This window comes from Piscinibacter gummiphilus (assembly GCF_032681285.1).
Lineage (GTDB): Bacteria > Pseudomonadota > Gammaproteobacteria > Burkholderiales > Burkholderiaceae_C > Rhizobacter > Rhizobacter gummiphilus_A.
Genome location: NZ_CP136336.1, coordinates 1998866 through 2019305, shown reverse-complemented (window position 1 = coordinate 2019305; position 20440 = coordinate 1998866). Strand labels below are relative to the sequence as shown.

Here is a 20440-nt window from a genome sequence, read left to right as displayed (position 1 = left end):
CGGCTCATGCCCGTGTGGCCCACCACCACAGACCGACGGCGAAGACGAGCTGGGCCACGGCCACGATGGAAAAGAGCGTCCAGCCCGGCGCCACCTGCTCGCTCATGCGCTGCACCGCCCAGGAGCGCAGCGCTTCTTCGCGCAGCTGGCCGCCGACCACCGCATCGCTGGGGCCGCTTTCGGCGAGGCTCTGGTCGAGCTTGTCGACATAGCGTGCGCCCAGCCGGCGCAGCGGGCCCGGGATCTTCGACTCGTCGTTGCCGAGGAACTGGCGGAATGCCGCCGCCAGCCGGCCCGGCGTACCCAACAGGCCGGCCACGGTGCCGGGGCGCTTGCTTTCGGTGATCTGGATGAAACGCCCCAGGGTCTGGTCGAACAGCAGCCCACCATGCGACTGCGTGAGCTGGCTCAGCACGCGCATCACGCCGCGCTGATGCCCGGCCACGACGTAGAGCACGAGCGCGAGCAGGCAGCCCACGATCGCCAGCACATTCACGCCGGCACCCGCGGGCAGCGCCATGACGAGCCCGAGCAACACCGCACCGCTCACGAATACGCCCGCAGCGCCGCACTTCACCACCTCGCCGATGTACTGCAGGCCCGTGCCCAGCAGCGGCTTGATCGCATCCTTGTTCATGACACCCTCCCTTTTGTTGTGGAATCTTGTCGGCGGGCGTCAGACGTCGACTTCGACGTCGTCGCCATGCAGCTCCATCAGCTCGCGGCGCGCCGCGGCTTCACCCTTGCCCATGAGCTTGGTCAGCGAATCGGTGGTGGCGCCGAAGTCGAGTACGCCGTAGTTCACCTGCAGCAGGCGACGGGTGTCGGGGTTCAGCGTGGTGTCCCACAGCTGCTCGGCGTTCATTTCGCCCAGGCCCTTGAAGCGGCCGATGGTCCAGCTGTTTTCCTTCGCGCCTTCCTTGCGCAGCTTGTCGAGCGTGGCGGTGAGCTCGCCTTCGTCGAGCGCATAGATCTTCGCAGCCGGCTTCTTGCCGCGGGCCGGTGCATCGACGCGGAAGAGCGGCGGCTTGGCCACGTACACATGGCCCTTTTCGATGAGCTTCGGAAAGTGGCGGAAGAAGAGCGTCAACAGCAGCACCTGGATGTGCGAGCCGTCGACGTCGGCGTCCGACAGGATGCAGACCTTGCCGTAGCGCAGGCCGGAGAGGTCGACCTCGTCGTTCGGCCCGTGCGGGTCGACGCCGACGGCGACCGAGATGTCGTGGATCTCGTTGTTGGCGAAGAGGCGGTCGCGCTCCACTTCCCACGCGTTGAGCACCTTGCCCCGCAGCGGCAGCACGGCTTGGGTCTCCTTGTTGCGGCCCATCTTGGCGCTGCCGCCGGCCGAGTCGCCCTCGACGAGGAAGAGTTCGTTGAGCGTGAGGTCGCGGTTCTCGCAATCGGTGAGCTTGCCCGGCAGCACGGCCACGCCCGAGCCCTTGCGCTTCTCGACCTTCTGGCTCGCTCGCTGGCGCGTCTGCGCCTGCTTGATGACGAGCTCGGCGAGTTTCTTGCCAAGGTCCACGTGCTGGTTGAGCCACAGCTCCAGCGCCGGCTTCACATAGGTGGACACGAGCCGCAGCGCGTCGCGGCTGTTGAGCCGCTCCTTGATCTGGCCCTGGAACTGCGGGTCGAGCACCTTGGCGCTCAGCACGAAGCTCGCCCGCGAGAACACGTCTTCGGGCATCAGCTTCACGCCCTTGGGCAGGAGGCTGTGCAACTCGATGAAGCCCTTCACCGCGCCGAAGAGGCCGTCCTTCAGGCCCGACTCGTGGGTGCCGCCGTTCACCGTGGGGATGAGGTTGACGTAGCTCTCGCGCATCGGCGAGCCGTCTTCGGTGAAGGCCACGCACCAGGCGGCGCCCTCGCCTTCGGCGAAGTTCTCGGTCTCGCCCTTGTCGGCGTAGTGCTCGCCTTCGAAGAGCGGGATCACCGGGTCGGCCGGCAGCGTCTGCATCAGGTAGTCGCGCAGGCCGCCCTTGTACGTCCAGGTGAGCACCTCGCCGGTCTTTTCGATCGTGAGCGTGACCGTCACGCCGGGCATCAGCACCGCCTTGCTGCGCAGCAGGTGAATCAGCTCGGGCTTGGGGAAGTCGGCGCTCTCGAAATACTTGGCATCGGGCCAGGCGCGCACCGTGGTGCCCGACTTGCGGTCGGCGTTCGTGGCCTTGCGAACCTTGAGCGGCTCGATCACGTCGCCACCCGAGAAGGTGATGCTGGCCACCTGGCCTTCGCGCCACACGTGCACTTCGAGCCGCTTGGCGAGCGCGTTGGTCACGCTCACGCCCACGCCGTGCAAGCCGCCGGAGAAGCTGTAGGCGCCGCCCGAGCCCTTGTCGAACTTGCCGCCGGCGTGCAACCGCGTGAACACGATCTCGACGACCGGCACCTTCTCTTCCGGGTGCTTGCCGAAGGGGATGCCTCGGCCGTCGTCCTGCACGCTGACCGAGGTGTCGATGTGCAGCGTGACGTCGATCCGCTTGCCGTAGCCGGCGAGCGCCTCGTCGGCCGCGTTGTCGATGACTTCCTGGATGATGTGCAGCGGGTTGTCGGTGCGGGTGTACATGCCCGGCCGCTGCTTCACGGGCTCCAGGCCCTTGAGCACGCGGATCGACGCTTCGCCGTAGTTGTCGCTGGGTTTGGTGGCCATAGGCGGCGGATTCTAGGAGTGTCCCCAGCAAGGCCCCATTGAAATGGCTACAGTGCCCCGATGACCGCCATTGCCGCCACGCCGCCCGCCCCGCTCTCCATGAAACAGGTGCTGCTGTGCGGCGCGCTGATCGTCACGCTCTCGATGGGCATCCGCCACGGCTTCGGGCTGTGGCTGCAGCCGATCACGATGGACCGCGGCTGGTCGCGCGAGACCTTCGCGTTCGCGCTCGCCATCCAGAACCTGGCCTGGGGCCTGGCCGGGCCGTTCGCCGGCATGCTGGCCGACCGCTTTGGCGCGTTTCGAGTGCTCATCGTAGGGAGCTTGCTCTACGCGGCGGGGCTGGTGCTGATGGCGGTGTCGACCTCGGGCCTGGCCTTCACCGGCAGCGCAGGCCTCATCCTCGGCATGGCGCAGTCGGGCACCACCTATGCGGTGGTCTACGGCGTGATCGGCCGCAACGTGGCGCCCGAAAAGCGCAGCTGGGCGATGGGTGTCGCCGCGGCGGCCGGCTCGTTCGGCCAGTTCCTGATGGTGCCGGTGGAGAACTGGCTGATCGGCAGCTTTGGCTGGCAGAACGCGCTCTTCCTGCTCGGCTGCCTGGCACTGGCCATCGCGCCGCTGGCCTTCGGCCTGAAGGAACCCAAGGCCACGCCACAGGCTGGCGCGCATCACCAGAGCATCGGCCATGCGCTGCGCGAGGCGTTCAGCTACCCGAGCTTCCAGTTGTTGATGGCCGGCTACTTCGTGTGTGGCTTCCAGGTGGTGTTCATCGGTGTGCACATGCCGAGCTACCTGAAAGACAACGGCCTCACACCCAACGTCGCGACGACCGCGCTCGCGCTCATCGGCCTCTTCAACGTCTTCGGCACCTATGCCGCCGGCTCACTGGGCCAGCGCATGCAGAAGAAGTACATCCTTTCGTCGATCTATGCGCTGCGCTCGGTGGCCATCGTGATCTTCCTCAGCGTGCCGCTCACGCCGTGGAGCGTGTACATCTTCGCCTCCGTCATGGGCTTCCTCTGGTTGTCGACGGTCCCACCGACCAACGCGGTGATTGCCCAGATCTTCGGCGTGCAATACATGTCCATGCTGGGCGGCTTCGTCTTCCTGAGCCACCAGGTCGGCTCCTTCCTCGGCGTGTGGCTGGGCGGCAAGCTCTACGACACGACCGGCAGCTACGACGTGGTGTGGTGGATCGCGGTGGCACTCGGCATCTTCGCGGCCATCGTGAACCTGCCGGTGCGCGAGTCGGCCATCGTGCGCCGCGCGCCCGCCACGGCCTGAGCCATGACCCGCGGCAAGCGACTCGCACTCTGGGGCACCGCCTCCGTGGTGCTGCTGTCGGTGTTTGCCGCCTACCTGCGGCCCGATCTCGCGTTCACACTCGCGAACCAGCTCTGGAACTGTTTCTGAACACACCATGAACGTGATCGTGATCACCGGCGCCTCCGAGGGCATCGGCGCGGAGATGGCGCGCCAGTGGGCGCAACGCGGCGGCTCGCAACAGGCGCTCGTGCTGGCCGCGCGCAACGTCGACAAGCTCAACGAGGTCGCGGCGCAATGCCGGCAGCACAGCGCGCATGTGCTGGTGCAGCGCTGCGACGTGGGCGTTCAGGCCGACTGCGAGGCGCTCGTCACCGCCACGCTCAACACCTTCGGCCGGCTCGACACACTCGTCAACAACGCCGGCATGTCGGCGCAGGCGCTCCTCAGCGAGGTGGCCGACCTCGCCTGGTACGAGACGCTGATGCGCATCAACCACTGGGGCAGCGTGTGGTGCACCCACGCAGCGCTGCCGCATCTCAAGGCAGCGAAAGGGCGCATCGTGGCCGTCTCGAGCCTCGCCGGGCTGGTGGGCGTGCCGGGGCGCACCGCCTATTGCTCGACCAAGTTTGCGATGACCGGCTTCTTCGAGGCACTGCGCACCGAGCTGTCCACGGCCGGGGTGAGCGTCACCCTCGCCTACCCGGGCGTCGTGGCCACCGAGATCCGCTACCGCGGCTTCAAGGCCGACGGCCAGGCGGCAGGCCAGAGCGGGCTCGACGAGCGCGGCGCGATGAGCGTCGAGACCTGCGCCCGGCTCATCATCGACGGCACCGACTCGCGCCGCCGCGAGGTGGTGATGACGGCCAAGGGCAAGCTCGGCCGCTGGCTGAAGCTGCTGGTGCCGGGCCTGGTGGATTCGCTCGCGCTCAAGGCGCTGAACCAGCACGCCCGACCGCAATGACGCTGGCGGTGTCTCCCTGGGTGCAGCGCTGGTCGCACCTGCTGCCTTCGGGTGCCACGGTGCTCGACGTGGCGTGCGGCTCGGGGCGGCATGTGCGCTGGTTCGCGCAGCGCGCTTGTCGCGTCACCGCGGTGGATCGCGATGCCGCCGCCGTGGAACCCTTGCGTTCGATGGCCGAGGTGGTCGTCGCAGACATCGAAGATGGCCCGTGGCCGTTCGATGGCCGCCGCTTCGATGCCGTCGTCGTCACCAACTACCTCTGGCGCTCCCTCCTGCCCACGCTTGTCGGCAGCGTGGCCGAAGGCGGCGTGCTGATCTACGAGACTTTCGCCGACGGCAACCAGACGGTCGGCAAGCCGTCACGGCCCGATTTCCTGCTGCAGCCGGGCGAGTTGCTGAGGGCCGCAAACGGCCTGCGCGTCGTCGCCTATGAAGACGGCTTTCTCGATGCCCCCGAGCGCTTCGTGCAGCGCATCACGGCCCTGCGGTCGGCAAGCGCAAGTGACCCTCATCCACGCCATCTGCTGACGTCCGGGCCGGGGGCGTCGGGCGGCTAAAATCCCCGGATTCCGAGGAATCCCCATGAAACCCATCGTTGGCAGCATCGTGGCGCTCGTCACGCCCATGCAGGAAGACGGCAGCGTCGACTACGACGGCCTGCGCAGCCTGATCGACTGGCACATCGCCGAAGGCACCGATTGCATCGGCGTGGTTGGCACCACCGGCGAATCGCCGACGGTGTCGGTCGAAGAGCATTGCGAGATCATCCGAGTGGCCGTTCAGCACGCCAAGGGCCGTGTGCCCATCATGGCCGGCACCGGCGGCAACTCCACCCGTGAGGCGATCGAACTCTCGCGCTTCGCCAAGGAGGTGGGCGCCGATTGCACGCTTTCGGTCGTGCCGTACTACAACAAGCCTTCGCAGGACGGCATCTACGCGCACTTCAAGGCCATCGCCGAAGCGGTCGACGTGCCGATGGTGCTGTACAACGTGCCCGGCCGCACGGTGGCCGACATGCTGCCCGAGACCACGCTCAAGCTGGCGCAGGTGCCGGGCGTCATCGGCATCAAGGAAGCGACCGGCAACATCGAGCGCGCCTGCCAGCTGATCAAGCATGCGCCGAAGGGCTTCTCGATCTATTCCGGCGACGACCCGACCGCCGTTGCGCTGATGCTGCTGGGCGGCCACGGCAACGTGAGCGTCACCGCCAACGTGGCGCCGCGCGCGATGCACGAGCTCTGCAAGGCGGCGCTGGCCGGCCAGGTGCGCGAGGCCACGGCCATCCACCTCAAGCTGCTCGGCCTGCACAAGAATCTTTTCGTCGAATCCAGCCCGACGCCCACCAAGTGGGCCTTGTCGCGCCTGGGCCGCTGCGGGGCCACCGTGCGCCTGCCCATCCTGCCTTTGAGCCCGGCCGGCCAGTCCGCCGTGGAACAAGCACTGCGGGAAGCGGGTCTGTTGTGAGCCGAGGCCGCCGCCTGTGACCCGGGCGCGGCATTCATTCCCCTGTCACCCACGGCTCCACGGCCCTACCGGCCCGGCCCGCTCCCTACGGAGATGTTCAACGTGATTCGTGTTCCCCTCAGTTCGCTGGCCACCGCCACAGCCCTGCTGTGCACCCTGACCGCCTGCTCCGCGCTCGACAGCGCAGTCTCCGGTGACAAGGTCGACTACCGCACGGCCAAGACCAAGGCCACGCCGCTCGAAGTCCCGCCCGACCTGACCCAGCTCGCCGTCGACCCGCGCTATGCCCCGACCGCGGGCGTCATCAGCGCCGCGCAGCTGCAGGCGCCCGGCGTGGCCGCATCCGCCCCGGTCACGAACCAGGTGGCGCCCACCGCGCTCGGTGACGTGCGCCTGGAGCGCCAGGGCAACCTGCGCTTCCTCAGCACCAACATCCCGACCGACCAGCTCTGGCCGCAGCTGCAGGAGTTCTGGAAGGAACGTGGCCTCGCGCTCACCGTCGACCAGCCCGATGTTGGCGTGATGGAAACCGTGTGGGCCGAGAACCGCGCGAAGTTGTCGGACGACATCATCCGCAAAACCATCGGCAAGGTGTTCGACTCGCTCTACGACACCGGCGAGCGCGACAAGTACCGCACCCGCGTCGAGCGCAGCGAGCGGGGCACTGACATCTACATCTCCCACCGCGGCATGGAAGAGGTCTATTCCAGCCAGCTGAAGGACCAGACCACCTGGAAGCCGCGCCCGAGCGACCCCACGCTCGAAGGCGAGATGCTGTCGCGCCTGATGATCAAGCTCGGCGCCAAGGCTGAGGTGGCCAAGGCCGCGATGGCGCAGGCTGCGGCGACGTCGACCGCCAGCACCGCCGCCCGCGCCCGCACCCTGACCGGCCGCCCGGCCGCCACCCTACAGCTCGACGAGAGCTTCGACCGCGCCTGGCGCCGTGTCGGCCTCGCGCTCGACCGCAGTGGCTTCACGGTGGAAGACCGCGACCGTGCGCAAGGCCTCTACTTCGTGCGCTACGTCGACCCGGCCCAGGCCGGCAAGGAGGAACCCGGCTTCTTCGCCCGGCTCTTCACCGATGCCAAGCTGAGCGGCCCCATCCGCTATCGCGTCAACGTGAAGGCCGAAGGCGAGGTCAGCACCGTGTCGGTGTACGACGCCAAGGGCCAGCCGGAAAACGGCGACGCCGGCCAACGCATCGTCAAGCTGCTGGTCGACGACCTGAAGTAAGCCGCTCGGGGACAGTCGCAGGCGTGCCGGGATGATGCGCTTCTGCAGCCTCGGCAGCGGCAGCTCGGGCAATGCGACGCTGATCGAGGCCAGTGCCGGCATCACGACCACTCGGGTGCTGGTCGATTGCGGCTTTTCCCTGCGTGAGCTGGAGCGCCGACTGACCGTGCGCGGCCTCACCGCAGGCGACATCGATGCGGTGTTCGTGACCCATGAGCATGGCGATCATGTTGGCTGCGCCTTCCACCTCGCCCGCAAGCACCAGGTGCCGGTGTGGACGAGCCGCGGCACTTGGCGCGCCATCGGCCAGCCCGAGCTGCCCGACGGCCTGCTCCACTTCGCCCGCGACCTGAGCCCGATCCGGCTGGGCGACCTGGAACTCACGCCCTACACCGTGCCGCATGATGCGCACGAGCCGCTGCAGCTTCGCGCCAGCGATGGCGCGGTGTGCCTGGGGGTGCTGACCGACGCCGGTTGCGCCACGCCACATCTGCTGGCGCAGCTCCAACGTTGCGAGGCGCTGCTGCTCGAGTGCAACCACGACCGCACGCTGCTGGCGAACTCGGCCTACCCCGCATCGCTGAAGGCCCGAATCGGCGGGCGGTTGGGTCATCTTGCCAACGACACCTCGGCGGAGATCCTCGCCGGTTGCATGCACGCCGGCCTGAAGCACCTGGTGGCTGCACACCTCAGCGAGCGCAACAACCGGCCGGACTTGGCGCAGGCGGCCCTGGCTGCGGTCTTCGGCGGCACGCCTGCGGAAATCGTCGTCGCCGATCCAGCGCTGGGGTTCGACTGGCTCGCGCTTTGAGTCTTGCGCAGCCATGAAAAAGCCGCCCGAAGGCGGCTTTCTCAGAATCGGAGAACCGATTACTTGCTGGCAGCAGTGGCGGCAGCCGAAGCAGCGTCAGAAGCAGCAACAGCAGCGGTAGCAGCAGCCGAAGCAGCGTCAGAAGCAGCAGCAGCCGGGGCCGGGGTGGCAGGGGCAGCAGCCGGAGCGGCCGGAGCAGCAGCGGGCTCTTCCTTCTTGCCGCAAGCGGCCAGAGCAACAGCAGCAACCAGAGAAGCCATCAGAAGCGACTTTTTCATACTTGTCCTCAGTGAAAGGTTCAAACAATTACCGGTAATTGTGGGAACCCTCCGTCCTGGCAGATCCCCAACGTATCAGGCGAGAAACGCTCGAGCATCTCCACGCCAGCCCATGAGTATATCCGCTGTTAGGGACATCCCTAGAGCCCCAAAGTGGTGACAGGAAAGGCCTCCTCGGACCGTTGCAAAAGCGCATCAAGCGCATCGCGTATCCGGGTGCCATCGGTGGGGTCGAACGACAGGCTCGCACGGTAGTGCTCGGCGTCGAGCACACGCAGCGTCATGAGACCCGGCGCGAGGAAGAGGCCGCTCATCTGGCCGATGTCGGCCTCGTCCACCGCGCGGCACTCGACGACGTGCGCCCACTGCCGCCGCCACTCCACCCAGCGCGGGTGACGCCGCGGGAACTCGTCGAAGCTCTCGGCCAGCACCGTGAGCTTGCGGTGCGTGAAGGCCCAGCGCGAGAGGTTCTCGATCACCGCACGATCGCTCAGCGGCCAGTCGGCGAAGTTGGGGTCGGCGATGAACACCTCGCGGCACCCTTTGTCCGCCACGAAGGCGAAGGCCTCTTTCAAGGCGTCGTGAAACTCCGATCGCGACGTGATGATGCGAGAGGTCGGCAGGTCGTCCATGGCTGGCCTTTCAGTCGGGAAGCGAATGCAGCCAGCCGGCTTGCGCCCACTGGTCGAGCAATTCTCGGGCGTCGTCGCTCAGGGCTGCAACCCGGGCGGCCGGCAGGGTGCGCTCGTCGGCGAGGCGACGCATCAGCGTTGCATCACGGCCGGCAGCGCGGAAGGCATCGCCGTTGATGAAGACATGACGCTCGTCATACAACATCCGTGTGCGGCGATCCAGGCGCACGCCCTGCCCCGAGGCCAATGCCTGGCCCGCGTCGAACCACACCGACGGCTTGGGCTCGCTCAGCACTTCGCCCAGCGCGCAAGCCAGGGCGCGCGGCTCGGCGAGCCAGCGGGCGACCTCGCGCGCGGCGAAATCGCGCAGTGCGGCGGGAATGAGCGCCGGCTGCTGCGTGGCCGGCTGCTTCGGGTCGCGGTACAGCGGGTCCGGGTCGGGCCGCTCGCTGGCATCCAGCATGCGCTGCAGCACCTCGTCGCGCAGCTCGGCACGGCCAGCGGCGCGAAAGCCGATCGAGGCGGTCATGCACTCGCCGACCGCGACTCCGTCATGCCCCCAACCGGGCGGCAGGTACAGCATGTCGCCGGGTTCGAGCACCCAATCGTCCTGCGGGGCAAAGTGCTTGAGGATCTTGAGCGGCACGCCCTCGACCAGCGTCGCGTCCCCCGGTGGTGCGATGCGCCAGCGGCGCTTGCCGTGGATCTGCAGCAGGAACACGTCGTAGGAATCGACATGCGGTCCGACCCCGCCACCGTCGCTCGCCCACGACACCATCACGTCGTCGAGCCGCGCATCGGGCACGAAGCGGAAACGCAAGAGCAATTCGTTCGCCGCATCGAGGTGGGTGTCGAGACCCTGGACCAGCAGCGTCCACGCGGGCCGGGACACGGGGGGAAGCGCGCGGCGCGCAAATGGCCCGTGCTTGAGCGTCCACGCCTTGCCCGTGTGCGCGATCACACGCGACTCCACGCCCTCCTGCCCGGCAAGCCCAAACAGCTCGGCGCGGCTCACGAACGAGGTGAGGTTCGGCACCGCCTGGCGGATCAGCAATGGCCGCTTTTGCCAGTGGCGGCGCATGAATTTCGCGGGCGACAAACCGCCCAGCAGCGTCATCGGTTCGGTGATGGTCATGGGGTCATTGTGCGATCATTGCCCGATGCTCATTTCCGCCCCCTGCGTCGTCAGCCTCGTGTGGCGACTCGAAGATGCCCAAGGCCAGTTGATCGACGAACTCACCGCGCCGGTCGAGTTCTTTTTCGGGGGCGACGACCTGCTCGCCAAGGTCGAGGAAGCCCTCGACGGGCAGGAAGTCGGATTCCAGACCCAGCTGCACCTCGAGCCCGAACACGCGTTCGGCGAGTACAACCCTGAGCTCGTGTTCTTCGAGCCGGCCTCGGTGTTCGACGACAAGCTCCAGCCCGGCATGCAGTTCGAAGGCCCGCCCGAAGGCGCCACCACCGAAGGCCTTCCGGCCGACGCGATCTACACCGTGACCGAGGTGTACCCCGAACACGTGGTGCTCGACGGCAACCACCCGCTGGCCGGCATTGCGCTGCGGCTCGACGTGACGGTGCGCGACGTGCGCGAAGCGACCGAAGACGAGATTGAAGCCGGGAGCGTGAGCGAGCCCGGCATCAGCATCCTGCACTCCGCACCGGGCGGCTCAGACCTGCACTGACCGTCAGTGCTTGCCGGTGGATCCGAAGCCACCGGTCCCACGGTCCGACGCGCCGAACTCGTCGACCACGTTGAACTTCGCCTGCACCACCGGCACGATCACGAGTTGTGCGATGCGCTCCATCGGCTGGATGGTGAACGTGGCGTGGCCGCGGTTCCAGCAGCTCACCATCAACTGGCCCTGGTAGTCGGAGTCGATCAGGCCAACCAGGTTGCCGAGCACGATGCCGTGCTTGTGGCCGAGGCCGGAGCGCGGAAGGATGATGGCCGCAAGGCCCGGGTCGGCCACGTGGATGGCGAGGCCCGTCGGAATCAGTTGCGTCTGGCCCGGCTCCAGCACCAGGGGCGCATCGAGGCAGGCGCGCAGGTCGAGACCGGCACTCCCGGCGGTGGCATAGGCGGGCAGCTGCTCGGCCATGCGGGCGTCGAGCACTTTCAAGTCGATCGTGGTCATGCGGATTTGGCGTGGAGGCGCTGGGCAATCTCGTTGACCAGCGCACGGGCGAGGGAAAGTTTGTCGGCGCGTGGCAATTCGCGGTGGCCTTGTGCATCGACGAGAACGAGCTGGTTGTCGTCGCGGCCGAAGGTGGCCGGGCCGAGGTTGCCCACGACCAGCGGCACGTTCTTGCGCTCGAGCTTCTCGCGGGCGTGCTTGAGCAGGTCGTGGCTCTCGGCCGCAAAGCCCACGCAATAAGGGCGCTTCGGCAGCCGGGCCACAGCGGCCAGGATGTCGGGGTTCTCGGTCAGCTCGAAGGTCGGCGCGACCTTGTTGCCGTTCTTCTTGATCTTCTGATCGGAGAGGCTTGCGGGCCGCCAGTCGGCCACGGCAGCGGTGGCGATGAACACCGAGTGCTGCGGCGCTTGCGGCAGCACCACGTCGTACATCTGCTGCGCGGTCTGCACATCGATGCGCTGCACGCCGCGCGGCGTAGGCAGGTGCACCGGGCCGGCCACCAGGGTGACCTCGGCACCGGCTTCCTGGGCTGCGCGTGCGATGGCAAAACCCATCTTGCCGCTCGACAGATTCGTGATGCCGCGCACGGGGTCGATCGGCTCGAAGGTCGGGCCGGCGGTGATCAGCAATCGGTGGCCGCGAAAATTCTTGGGCACGAAGAACGCCGTCAGTTCGGCCACCAGTTCGTCGGGCTCGAGCATGCGGCCGTCGCCGATCTCGCCGCAGGCCTGGTCGCCGTTGCCGGGCCCGAGGATGGTGGCGCCGTCGGCCCGAAGCTGCGCGGCGTTGCGCTGCGTGGCCGGGTGCGCCCACATCTCGCGGTTCATCGCCGGGGCCAGCAGCAAGGGGCAGCGCTCGATGGGGCGCGCCAGGCACATGAGGCTCAGCAGCTCGTCGGCGCGGCCCTGCACGAGCTTGGCCATCAGGTCGGCGCTGGCCGGCGCGATCAGCACCGCGTCGGCATTGCGCGTCAGGTTGATGTGCGCCATGGCATTGGGCTCGCGCGTGTCCCACTGGCTGGTGTAGACGTGGCGATTCGTCAGCGCCTGCATCGTGACAGCGGTGATGAACTGCTCCGCGGCTTCGCTCATCACGACCTGCACCGTCGCGCCGGCCTTGACGAGGCCGCGCGCCAGCTCGGCGCTCTTGTAGCAGGCGATGCCGCCGCTCAGGCCGAGAACGATGTGTCGGCCTTGCAAGTCGAGGGGTGTGCTCATGTGGGCGAGATTATGGCGGGCGGCTACCGCGCGGGAATTCCGTCGGGGGCGAAGGCGGGCGTGGTCGGCAGAGGCGCCACGTTGAGGCCCTGCGTGCCGGGCGCATCGCCCAGGGTGGTGATGGCGCCGATGCCGAGATCGCCAGTGGCCCCGACTGCCCGATAGCGCCATTGCAGCTGGTTGCGCCAGGCCCCGGCCCGCTCGAAGTTGCGGTCGACGCCGAGCTGCACTTTGGCGCCGCGGGTCGACAGCACGCCCAGAGCCTCTTGCATCGCCGTGCGCACCGGCGGCCCGGGCATCTGCTCGGCCCACACGGTGCACTGGCGGCCCGTCGCCGCCGCCAGCAGCACTTGGCCGCGAGTGCCAGGGGCAGCCAACACGCTGCCCGGTTGGCCGGCAAGCAAGCCATCCATGCTGCCGCGCATCGGGTCCACCGGCTCGAAACCTTGCGACAGCGCCCAGTCGACGGCGGCGCCCTCTTCCGCATTCGTCTGCACGCACGCCTGCACGAAGATGCGTGCCGCGCCCTGCGGAGTGGCCCACGCCGACAGACGCTCGGGGTTCTGCTGCGCCGACACCACGCCCACCCAGCCCCACACCATCACACCCATGACACACCTCATGCCAAGTCTCCTTTGGCTCCGATGATGAAACGAAAACGCCCGCTCATGGAGCGGGCGTTTTCATCAGCTTGCAAGCGGTGGTGTCAAACGCCGCGGTCTCACATCCGCTCGGCCACCCAGCCCTGCACCGATGCCAATGCCGCCCCGAGGTTCTTCGGGTCGGTGCCACCGGCCATCGCCATGTCGGGCTTGCCGCCGCCCTTGCCACCCACCTGCTGGGCGACGAAGTTGACGAGCTCGCCAGCCTTGACCTTCGCGACGCTGTCAGGCGTGACGCCCGCAGCGATCTGGACCTTGCCGCCTTCGACCGCCGCCAGCACGATGGCCGCGCTCTTGAGCTTGTCCTTCAGCTTGTCCATCGTCTCGCGCAGCGCCTTGGCGTCAGCGCCTTCGAGCGTGGCGGCCAGCACCTTGAGGCCCTTCACGTCGACGGCCTTGGCGAGCAGCTCATCGCCCTGGGACGAAGCGAGCTTGCCCTTCAACGCCGCCACTTCCTTCTCGAGCGCGCGCACCTGGTCGAGCACGCTGGCCACGCGGGATGGCACGTCTTGCGGCGAGACTTTCAGCGAGCCGGCCAGGCCGTTCACCGTGTGCTCGAGGTTGCGCAGGTAGGCCAGTGCGTTGTCGCCGGTCACCGCCTCGACACGACGGATCCCCGCGGCCACGCCACCCTCGCCCACGATCTTGAAGAGGCCGATGTCGCCGGTGCGGCCCACGTGCGTGCCGCCGCACAGCTCCTTGCTGCTGCCGATGCTCAGCACGCGCACGGTGTCGCCGTACTTCTCGCCGAAGAGCATCATCGCCCCGCTCTTCTGCGCATCGTCGAGCGCCATCACCTCGGCGCTGGCGCCGGCATTGGCCAGGATCTCGGCATTGACGATGGCCTCGACCTTGGCGATCTGCTCCTCGGTCAACGGCCCGGTGTGCGCGAAATCGAAGCGAGTGCGGTCGGCGTTGACCAGCGAGCCCTTCTGCTGCACGTGGCCGCCCAGCACCTCGCGCAGGGCCTTGTGCATCAGGTGGGTGGCGCTGTGGTTGCGCACGGTCCTGGCACGGCGCTCGACATCCACCTTGACGGTGAAGGCGTCACCCACCTTGACCTCGCCCTCGGCAATGCGGCCGTGGTGGCCGAACACGTCGGCCTGGATCTTCAGCGTGTCGTCGATGACCACGCGCGTGGTCGCGTTGCGGAACTCGCCCGCGTCGCCCACCTGGCCGCCGCTCTCGGCGTAGAACGGCGTGTGGTCGAGCACGATGACCACATCGTCGCCCGCGCGGGCCACCTCGACGGCGCTGCCGTCAACGTAGACCGCCGTGACCTTCGCGCCTTCATGGGCCAGTTCTTCGTAGCCGTGGAAGGTGGTGGGCGCGCCCTTGTATTCGAGGCCCTGCGCCATCTTGAACTTGCCGGCCTCGCGAGCGCGTTGCTTCTGCTCTTCCAGCAGCACGTGGAAGCGCGCCTCGTCGACCTTCAGGCCGCGCTCACGGCACACGTCGCCGGTCAGGTCGACCGGGAAGCCATAGGTGTCGTGCAGCTTGAAGGCGGTGTCGCCATCGAGCACGGCGGGCTTCGCGGCCAGCGCGGTCTCGAGGATCTCCATGCCGCGCTCGATGGTCTGGAAGAAGCGCTCTTCTTCCTGCTTCAGCACTTCGGTCGCGCGGGCGGCACCGGCGCGCAGCTCAGGGTAGGCCTCGCCCATCTGCTCGACCAGCGCCGGCACCAGCGAGTAGAAGAAGGGCTTACGCGCTCCCAGCTTGTAGCCGTGGCGGATGGCACGGCGGGCAATGCGGCGCAGCACATAGCCGCGGCCCGCGTTGCCGGGGATCACCCCGTCGACCACGGTGAAGGTGCAGGCGCGGATGTGGTCGGCGATCACCTTCAGGCTGGGCGAGGCCGGGTCGACGTCCTTGCCGCCCGCGCCTTCGACCGCCTTGTGCGCGGCAGCGAGCAGCGCCACGAAGAGGTCGATCTCGTAGTTGCTGTGCACATGCTGCAGCACCGCAGTGATGCGCTCAAGGCCCATGCCGGTGTCGACGCTCGGCTTAGGCAGCTTGTGCATCACGCCGTCTTCGGTGCGGTTGAACTGCATGAAGACGTTGTTCCAGATCTCGATGTAGCGGTCGCCGTCTTCATCGGGGCTGCCCGGGGGGCCGCCGGCCACGTCGGGGCCGTGGTCGTAGAAGATCTCGGTGCACGGGCCGCAGGGGCCGGTGTCGCCCATCATCCAGAAGTTGTCGGAGGCGTAGCGCGCGCCTTTGTTGTCGCCAATGCGCACGATGCGCTCGGCCGGCACGCCCACCACCTTGTTCCAGATGTCGTAGGCCTCGTCGTCTTCGGCATAGACGGTGACCCAGAGTTTTTCGGCCGGCAGCTTGTAGACCTTGGTCAGGAGCTCCCAGGCGTACTGGATGGCGTCGTGCTTGAAGTAGTCACCGAAGCTGAAGTTGCCCAGCATCTCGAAGAACGTGTGGTGGCGTGCGGTGTAGCCCACGTTGTCGAGGTCGTTGTGCTTGCCGCCAGCGCGAATGCACTTCTGCGAGGTGGTGGCGCGGGTGTAGGGGCGCTTGTCGAAGCCGAGGAAGACGTCCTTGAACTGGTTCATCCCGGCGTTGGTGAACAGCAGCGTCGGGTCGTCGCCCGGGACCACGGGGCTGGAACCCACGATGGTGTGGCCCTTGGACTCGAAGAACTTCAGGAACTGCGAACGGATTTCAGAGGCTTTCATGCCAATCGCTTTCTCGGGGGAGGAACCCGCGGTAAGTGCTTGATTTACCGGGGGTCGCGATTATAGGTGGCGCCCCTCTGGCGAAGCCCCGCACGGGGAGATGCCAGGCCGTGCGCCTTATCATGGTCCGAGCCTCACCCGGAGACATCAACCATGGACCGAAACGCCTCACCCCTCGCCCAGCTCGCCGACCAGAGCCTGCTCAGGAGCAATGCCCTCATCAATGGCGAATGGGTCGACGGCGGCAACGCCCGTTTCGACGTGGTGGACCCGGCCACGGGGCAGAAGCTGGTCGACGTGGCGAACCTCGGCGCCATCGAAACCCGCAAGGCGCTGGAGGCGGCCAACGCCGCCTGGCCGCTCTGGCGCAGCAAGACCGCCAAGGAGCGCGCCACGGTCATGATGAAGTGGTTCCACCTGCTGCATCAGCACGCCGACGACCTGGCCCGCATCATGACGGCCGAGCAAGGCAAGCCGCTCGCCGAGGCCAAGGGGGAAGTGGGATACGGCGCGAGCTTCATCGAGTGGTTTGCGGAGGAAGCCCGCCGTGTCTACGGCGAAACCGTGCCCACCACCGACAACAACAAGCGCTACCTCGTCATCAAGCAGAGCATGGGCGTGTGTGCGGCCATCACGCCGTGGAATTTCCCGATCGCGATGATCACACGCAAGGTGGCACCGGCGCTGGCGGCGGGCTGCCCCGTGGTCATCAAGCCGGCCGAGCAGACGCCGCTGTCGGCGCTGGCCGTGGCCGAACTGGCACAGCGTGCCGGCATGCCGCCTGGGGTGCTCAACGTCGTCACCGCCGATGGCCGCAATTCCATCGAGGTCGGCAAGGAACTGTGCGCGAACGACATCGTGCGCCACCTCTCCTTCACCGGCTCCACCGAAGTGGGCCGCATCCTCGCGGCGCAATGCGCGCCGACGATCAAAAAGCTTTCGCTCGAACTCGGCGGCAACGCGCCCTTCATCGTGTTCGACGATGCCGACCTCGACAGCGCGGCCGAAGGTGCGCTTGCCAGCAAGTACCGCAACGCCGGCCAGACCTGCGTCTGCGCCAACCGGCTCTATGTGCAGGACGGCGTGTACGAGGCCTTCATCGCCAAGCTCACCGAGAAGGCAAAGAGCATCAAGGTCGGCAACGGCTTCGAGCCCGGCGTGACGCAAGGCCCGCTGATCGATGACGCAGCCATCGCCAAGGTGGAGAAGCACGTGGCCGACGCCACCGCGAAGGGCGGCAAGGTGCTGACCGGCGGCAAGAAGATCGGCGACCGCTTTTACGAGCCGACCGTGATCGCCAACGCGACGAGCGACATGCTCTGCGCCCGGGAAGAAACCTTCGGCCCGGTGGCTCCCGTATTCCGCTTCAAGACCGAGGCTGAGGCGATCGCCGCAGCCAACAACACCGAGTTCGGCCTCGCGAGCTACTTCTACAGTCGCGACGTGGGCCGCATCTTCCGCGTGGGCGAAGCATTGGAATACGGCATGGTGGGCATCAACACCGGGCTCATCTCGACGGCCGAAGTGCCATTTGGTGGCGTGAAGCAGTCAGGCCTGGGCCGCGAAGGCTCCCATCACGGCATCGACGACTACGTCGAGATCAAGTACCTCTGCCTGGGCGACATCAACAAGTGAATCACTCGTTCGCCGAATCCTTCATCCCGTAGGCGCCGAGCAAGGCGCCAGTCGAGGCGTGCCGCAGCAGCGGCTCGGGCTGCTTGCCGTCGTCGGGGTACTGCGCCACGCCCACGTGTGCGGTGATCGGCACCTCGGTCCCCGCGATCTTGAACGGGTCGCGCAGCGAGCGAAGGAGCTTCTGCACCACGTACTCGGCATCGGTGGCCGATTCGGTGGACGGCAGCAGCACCGCGAACACGTCACCACCGAGGGAGGCCACCACGTCGCTCGCGCGCACGCCGGCCCGCAGACGCACCGCGATCTTGCGGCGCACGACGTTGGCCGACTCCACGCCATGCCCGCTCTCCACGCCCTGCAGGCCCTCGATGCGGAAGGCCAGCACGCTCACCGGCTTGGGCTCGCGCTCGCGCAGCGCGAGCAGCTGGCTCATGTGCTCGATCAGCTGCTGCCGGTTGGGCAGCCCGGTGCCGAGGTCGGTGGCGTAAGCCTTGCGGGCTTCCAGCTCGACCTGCTTGCGTTGCACGGCCAGGCGCACACGCTGCGCGAGCGACGCCGCATCGGGCTGCAGCACCACGTCTTGCACGCCCGTGTTGAGCAGCCGCTGCTGCGTGGCGCCATCCATCGTGTCGGCCAGAACCAGCACCGCCGCGTCGGCACTCACCGCCGACAGGGCCGCCCAGGGGATGGGCGCCGCCTTCGCCCCGGAGGGCAGGCACAGCAGCGCGGCCTCGGCACTGGCGATCGCGTCGTGCGAGGACTGGGCGCCGAGGTCGACCACGGAGGTCGCCGTGAACGGGCCCCACACGCTCGTCTCAGGCAGGTCGAACACCGAGACCTCGGGCCGGTCGACCCACACGATACGAAGCAGCTTCTCGGTCATGCCCGGCTCTCCAGCGACTGGGGGCCCCAACGACAAGGGCCGCAAAAGCGGCCCTGCCAGACGGAAAGTGGAGCGGGTGAAGGGAATCGAACCCTCGTATGAAGCTTGGGAAGCTGCCGTTCTACCATTGAACTACACCCGCGATGTGGCGCGGATTCTAGCGTGGCAGTCGGCCAGCGGGCCGCTCCCGGCTTCGTCAGCGCACAGGGAGTGCTGCGTCGGGGCCGTAGAAGCTCGCCACGCGCTGACGCAACAACTCGGGCTCCAGTCTCGGGTCGAAGTCGCCCACGCGCTGCTCGATGAGCGGGTACCACGGGTAGCTGCGCGCCTTGGTGAGCTTGCGCTGCACCAGCTCTTCGGTGCTCATGAGCGTGCGGGTGGGGCCGGCACCGACCACGGTGTTGGGCGGTACGTCTTTCGTGACCACCGCGCCCGCCCCCACCACCGAGTTCGGCCCGATGGTCACGCCGGGCATGATGATCGCGCCATAGCCGATGAACGAGTTGTCGCGCACGTCGATCTTGCCGACCGCATCGAGACGCACGCCGTAGGCGTTGTTCAGCACCCGGATCGAACCGTCGTGCCCGATGAAAGTGGCCTCCGAGATGCCGCAGTTGTGGCCGATGCGCACGTAGGACGGATCGGTGAACACCGCGCCCTTGGTGATGGTCGTGTTGCGGCCGACCGAATGCAGCCCGCCCCAGCGCCCGAGGTACAGCGCGTTGTCATGGTTGGACGGCTTTCCGAAGCGCAGCCAGAGCCCGGCCAGCAGTCCATGTTCGAGGGCAAGGTGGCGCAGCACGCGGCGAAGGATCTTGATCATGGCCACATGCTAGAGAGGCACCGCAATGCGTCCAACGAAGCAAAACGATCATCGTTATGCGTCGGCGGGCCGCTCGAGCCTCACCAGAACAGCAACCACACCAGCGCCGCGATCAGCGCCCATTTGCCCACGTAATAGAGCCTGCGGTTTGACGCCTTCAGCGCCTTGGCCTTCAGGCGCAGCGCATAGAGGTAGCGGAAGAAGCGGTTGATCGCGCCGACCGTCTCGGCCTCGGTCTCGACGTTCTGGCTCGACGCCGCGGCCATGACGTACTTCGCGAACACGCGGTTGAACCAGCGCATCGCCCTTGAGTGCAAGGGCCGCTCGACGTCGCAGAAGAGCACCACGCGCTGCTGCACGGTGGTGTTCTCGGCGTGGTGGATGTAGGTCTCGTCGAACATCACCGCCTCGCCATCGCGCCAGTGGTAGCGCTGGCCATCGACTTCGATGTAGCACCCCGGGTCGTTCGGCGTCGCCAGGCCCAGGTGGTATCGCAGCGAGCCCGCATACGGGTCGCGGTGGCGGGTGAGGCGCGCGCCCGGTGGCAACGACGCGAACATCGCCGCCTTGATGCTCGGAATGCTCTTGAGCAGCGCCACCGTCTGCGGGCACTGTGCCTGGGCCGACGGCATGTCCTTGCCGTACCAGCTGAGGTAGAAGCGCTTCCAGCCCGTGCGGAAGAACGAGTTGAAGCCGATGTCGTTGTAGCCGGTGGCCGCGCGGATCTGGCCGTTTTCCTGCAAGCGCAAGGCCTCGTCGCGGATGGTCTGCCAGTGTGCGGCCAGCGGGGCGAGTTCAGGAAAGTCGCGGGTGTCGAGGAAGGCCGAGGCCCGCACGCGCGAGAACAGGTACATCAGCGCGTTGATCGGCGCCAGGAGGATGGTGAAGTCGAGCGCACGCTTGAGCTCGAACCGCTCGCGCCCGCGCAGGTGCGCATACAGGGCCGACGCCACGAAAGTCAGAAGCACCCAATGTCGAAGCAGCATGGGCGCGGATTCTAGGCAGCAGCGTCAATAGTGAGCAGGCGCTCGGGCTTTGCGCAACGCGCCCGCTCGATACAAGCCCGCACTCCCGACCGGGATCGCACGGGCGAGCGCGTG

Annotated in this window: 21 protein-coding genes and 1 tRNA gene; 9 read left to right on the top strand and 13 right to left on the bottom strand. The window is 67.4% G+C overall.

The features are described from left to right. Positions 1-4 precede the first annotated feature (4 nt). Both RXV79_RS09545 and RXV79_RS09540 read right to left on the bottom strand, forming a co-directional pair. Positions 5-637 carry a hypothetical protein gene (locus RXV79_RS09545; RefSeq protein ID WP_316703194.1) on the bottom strand — a complete coding sequence of 211 codons (633 nt, stop codon included), beginning with the start codon at positions 635-637 and terminating at the stop codon, positions 5-7. A gap of 39 nt (positions 638-676) precedes the next feature. After that, positions 677-2650 carry a DNA topoisomerase IV subunit B gene (locus RXV79_RS09540; protein WP_316703193.1) on the bottom strand — a complete coding sequence of 658 codons (1974 nt, stop codon included), beginning with the start codon at positions 2648-2650 and terminating at the stop codon, positions 677-679. A 60-nt stretch (positions 2651-2710) separates the two neighbouring features. Here RXV79_RS09540 and RXV79_RS09535 point away from each other — a divergent pair, with 60 nt between their 5' ends. The 7 genes from RXV79_RS09535 to RXV79_RS09505 all read left to right on the top strand — a co-directional run bounded on the left by RXV79_RS09535 (position 2711) and on the right by RXV79_RS09505 (position 8388). Next, entirely contained in the window at positions 2711-3937 is a 1227-nt protein-coding gene (locus tag RXV79_RS09535) for an MFS transporter (RefSeq protein ID WP_316703192.1), read from the top strand. A 3-nt stretch (positions 3938-3940) separates the two neighbouring features. Then, positions 3941-4066 carry a hypothetical protein gene (locus tag RXV79_RS09530; protein WP_316703191.1) on the top strand — a complete coding sequence of 42 codons (126 nt, stop codon included), beginning with the start codon at positions 3941-3943 and terminating at the stop codon, positions 4064-4066. 7 nt (positions 4067-4073) lie between these two features. After that, positions 4074-4880 carry an SDR family oxidoreductase gene (locus RXV79_RS09525; protein WP_316703190.1) on the top strand — a complete coding sequence of 269 codons (807 nt, stop codon included), beginning with the start codon at positions 4074-4076 and terminating at the stop codon, positions 4878-4880. Beyond that, positions 4877-5437 (top strand): class I SAM-dependent methyltransferase, encoded by a 561-nt coding sequence (locus RXV79_RS09520; protein ID WP_316703189.1) that lies wholly within the window; start codon positions 4877-4879, stop codon positions 5435-5437. The genes RXV79_RS09525 and RXV79_RS09520 overlap by 4 nt, the downstream gene beginning before the upstream one ends. A 25-nt stretch (positions 5438-5462) precedes the next feature. Further along, a complete protein-coding gene (gene dapA / locus RXV79_RS09515; protein ID WP_316703188.1) occupies positions 5463-6344 on the top strand; it encodes a 4-hydroxy-tetrahydrodipicolinate synthase in 882 nt (293 codons plus the stop codon). A 93-nt stretch (positions 6345-6437) separates the two neighbouring features. Then, positions 6438-7577, top strand: a complete 1140-nt coding sequence (bamC, locus tag RXV79_RS09510; RefSeq protein ID WP_316703187.1) for an NlpB/DapX family lipoprotein — start codon at positions 6438-6440, stop codon at positions 7575-7577. Between the two features lie 34 nt (positions 7578-7611). Continuing rightward, entirely contained in the window at positions 7612-8388 is a 777-nt protein-coding gene (locus RXV79_RS09505) for an MBL fold metallo-hydrolase (RefSeq protein ID WP_316704057.1), read from the top strand. A 59-nt stretch (positions 8389-8447) separates the two neighbouring features. Here RXV79_RS09505 and RXV79_RS09500 read toward each other — a convergent pair whose 3' ends face one another. The 3 genes from RXV79_RS09500 to RXV79_RS09490 all read right to left on the bottom strand — a co-directional run bounded on the left by RXV79_RS09500 (position 8448) and on the right by RXV79_RS09490 (position 10433). Then, positions 8448-8666, bottom strand: coding sequence for a hypothetical protein (locus tag RXV79_RS09500; RefSeq protein ID WP_316703186.1), 219 nt, complete (start codon positions 8664-8666; stop codon positions 8448-8450). Positions 8667-8806: 140 nt separating this feature from the next. After that, complete coding sequence (locus RXV79_RS09495) at positions 8807-9298, bottom strand: hypothetical protein (protein WP_316703185.1); 492 nt, start codon at positions 9296-9298, stop codon at positions 8807-8809. Positions 9299-9308: 10 nt separating this feature from the next. Next, positions 9309-10433 carry a JmjC domain-containing protein gene (locus tag RXV79_RS09490; protein ID WP_316703184.1) on the bottom strand — a complete coding sequence of 375 codons (1125 nt, stop codon included), beginning with the start codon at positions 10431-10433 and terminating at the stop codon, positions 9309-9311. A 25-nt stretch (positions 10434-10458) separates the two neighbouring features. Between RXV79_RS09490 and RXV79_RS09485 the strand changes: the two genes are divergently transcribed. Then, positions 10459-10980 carry an FKBP-type peptidyl-prolyl cis-trans isomerase gene (locus RXV79_RS09485; RefSeq protein WP_316703183.1) on the top strand — a complete coding sequence of 174 codons (522 nt, stop codon included), beginning with the start codon at positions 10459-10461 and terminating at the stop codon, positions 10978-10980. Between the two features lie 3 nt (positions 10981-10983). Here the strand turns inward: RXV79_RS09485 and dut are convergent, their stop codons facing one another. The 4 genes from dut to alaS form a co-directional block, all read right to left on the bottom strand. Then, entirely contained in the window at positions 10984-11433 is a 450-nt protein-coding gene (gene dut, locus RXV79_RS09480; RefSeq protein ID WP_316703182.1) for a dUTP diphosphatase, read from the bottom strand. Then, positions 11430-12650 (bottom strand): bifunctional phosphopantothenoylcysteine decarboxylase/phosphopantothenate--cysteine ligase CoaBC, encoded by a 1221-nt coding sequence (gene coaBC / locus RXV79_RS09475; protein ID WP_316703181.1) that lies wholly within the window; start codon positions 12648-12650, stop codon positions 11430-11432. Before coaBC ends, dut begins: the two co-directional genes overlap by 4 nt. Before the next feature lie 23 nt (positions 12651-12673). Next, entirely contained in the window at positions 12674-13273 is a 600-nt protein-coding gene (locus RXV79_RS09470) for an NMCC_0638 family (lipo)protein (RefSeq protein WP_316703180.1), read from the bottom strand. A 98-nt stretch (positions 13274-13371) separates the two neighbouring features. Beyond that, entirely contained in the window at positions 13372-15999 is a 2628-nt protein-coding gene (gene alaS / locus RXV79_RS09465) for an alanine--tRNA ligase (protein WP_316703179.1), read from the bottom strand. Between the two features lie 153 nt (positions 16000-16152). Between alaS and RXV79_RS09460 the strand changes: the two genes are divergently transcribed. Next, positions 16153-17634, top strand: coding sequence for an NAD-dependent succinate-semialdehyde dehydrogenase (locus RXV79_RS09460; RefSeq protein WP_316703178.1), 1482 nt, complete (start codon positions 16153-16155; stop codon positions 17632-17634). A 1-nt stretch (position 17635) separates the two neighbouring features. Here RXV79_RS09460 and RXV79_RS09455 read toward each other — a convergent pair whose 3' ends face one another. From RXV79_RS09455 to RXV79_RS09440, 4 genes are all read right to left on the bottom strand, one after another. Next, the gene (locus RXV79_RS09455) at positions 17636-18517 is read right to left on the bottom strand and encodes a GGDEF domain-containing protein (protein ID WP_316703177.1); all 882 of its coding nucleotides are present in this window, start codon (positions 18515-18517) and stop codon (positions 17636-17638) included. Between the two features lie 68 nt (positions 18518-18585). Next, positions 18586-18659, bottom strand: a tRNA-Gly gene (locus RXV79_RS09450). A 54-nt stretch (positions 18660-18713) separates the two neighbouring features. Beyond that, a complete protein-coding gene (locus RXV79_RS09445) occupies positions 18714-19340 on the bottom strand; it encodes an acyltransferase (RefSeq protein WP_316703176.1) in 627 nt (208 codons plus the stop codon). Positions 19341-19420: 80 nt separating this feature from the next. Then, on the bottom strand, positions 19421-20326 hold the full coding sequence (locus tag RXV79_RS09440; protein WP_316703175.1) for an aspartyl/asparaginyl beta-hydroxylase domain-containing protein: 906 nt from the start codon (positions 20324-20326) through the stop codon (positions 19421-19423). Positions 20327-20440: the final 114 nt, after the last annotated feature.

What these genes read in the sequence shown, in the direction of transcription:
- RXV79_RS09545 (WP_316703194.1), bottom strand. Translation starts at nt 637, where the DNA reads ATGAACAAGGATGCGATCAAGCCGCTGCTGGGCACGGGCCTGCAGTAC.
- RXV79_RS09540 (WP_316703193.1), bottom strand. Translation starts at nt 2,650, where the DNA reads ATGGCCACCAAACCCAGCGACAACTACGGCGAAGCGTCGATCCGCGTG.
- RXV79_RS09535 (WP_316703192.1), top strand. Translation starts at nt 2,711, where the DNA reads ATGACCGCCATTGCCGCCACGCCGCCCGCCCCGCTCTCCATGAAACAG.
- RXV79_RS09530 (WP_316703191.1), top strand. Translation starts at nt 3,941, where the DNA reads ATGACCCGCGGCAAGCGACTCGCACTCTGGGGCACCGCCTCCGTGGTG.
- RXV79_RS09525 (WP_316703190.1), top strand. Translation starts at nt 4,074, where the DNA reads ATGAACGTGATCGTGATCACCGGCGCCTCCGAGGGCATCGGCGCGGAG.
- RXV79_RS09520 (WP_316703189.1), top strand. Translation starts at nt 4,877, where the DNA reads ATGACGCTGGCGGTGTCTCCCTGGGTGCAGCGCTGGTCGCACCTGCTG.
- dapA (WP_316703188.1), top strand. Translation starts at nt 5,463, where the DNA reads ATGAAACCCATCGTTGGCAGCATCGTGGCGCTCGTCACGCCCATGCAG.
- bamC (WP_316703187.1), top strand. Translation starts at nt 6,438, where the DNA reads ATGTTCAACGTGATTCGTGTTCCCCTCAGTTCGCTGGCCACCGCCACA.
- RXV79_RS09505 (WP_316704057.1), top strand. Translation starts at nt 7,612, where the DNA reads ATGCGCTTCTGCAGCCTCGGCAGCGGCAGCTCGGGCAATGCGACGCTG.
- RXV79_RS09500 (WP_316703186.1), bottom strand. Translation starts at nt 8,666, where the DNA reads ATGAAAAAGTCGCTTCTGATGGCTTCTCTGGTTGCTGCTGTTGCTCTG.
- RXV79_RS09495 (WP_316703185.1), bottom strand. Translation starts at nt 9,298, where the DNA reads ATGGACGACCTGCCGACCTCTCGCATCATCACGTCGCGATCGGAGTTT.
- RXV79_RS09490 (WP_316703184.1), bottom strand. Translation starts at nt 10,433, where the DNA reads ATGACCATCACCGAACCGATGACGCTGCTGGGCGGTTTGTCGCCCGCG.
- RXV79_RS09485 (WP_316703183.1), top strand. Translation starts at nt 10,459, where the DNA reads ATGCTCATTTCCGCCCCCTGCGTCGTCAGCCTCGTGTGGCGACTCGAA.
- dut (WP_316703182.1), bottom strand. Translation starts at nt 11,433, where the DNA reads ATGACCACGATCGACTTGAAAGTGCTCGACGCCCGCATGGCCGAGCAG.
- coaBC (WP_316703181.1), bottom strand. Translation starts at nt 12,650, where the DNA reads ATGAGCACACCCCTCGACTTGCAAGGCCGACACATCGTTCTCGGCCTG.
- RXV79_RS09470 (WP_316703180.1), bottom strand. Translation starts at nt 13,273, where the DNA reads ATGAGGTGTGTCATGGGTGTGATGGTGTGGGGCTGGGTGGGCGTGGTG.
- alaS (WP_316703179.1), bottom strand. Translation starts at nt 15,999, where the DNA reads ATGAAAGCCTCTGAAATCCGTTCGCAGTTCCTGAAGTTCTTCGAGTCC.
- RXV79_RS09460 (WP_316703178.1), top strand. Translation starts at nt 16,153, where the DNA reads ATGGACCGAAACGCCTCACCCCTCGCCCAGCTCGCCGACCAGAGCCTG.
- RXV79_RS09455 (WP_316703177.1), bottom strand. Translation starts at nt 18,517, where the DNA reads ATGACCGAGAAGCTGCTTCGTATCGTGTGGGTCGACCGGCCCGAGGTC.
- RXV79_RS09445 (WP_316703176.1), bottom strand. Translation starts at nt 19,340, where the DNA reads ATGATCAAGATCCTTCGCCGCGTGCTGCGCCACCTTGCCCTCGAACAT.
- RXV79_RS09440 (WP_316703175.1), bottom strand. Translation starts at nt 20,326, where the DNA reads ATGCTGCTTCGACATTGGGTGCTTCTGACTTTCGTGGCGTCGGCCCTG.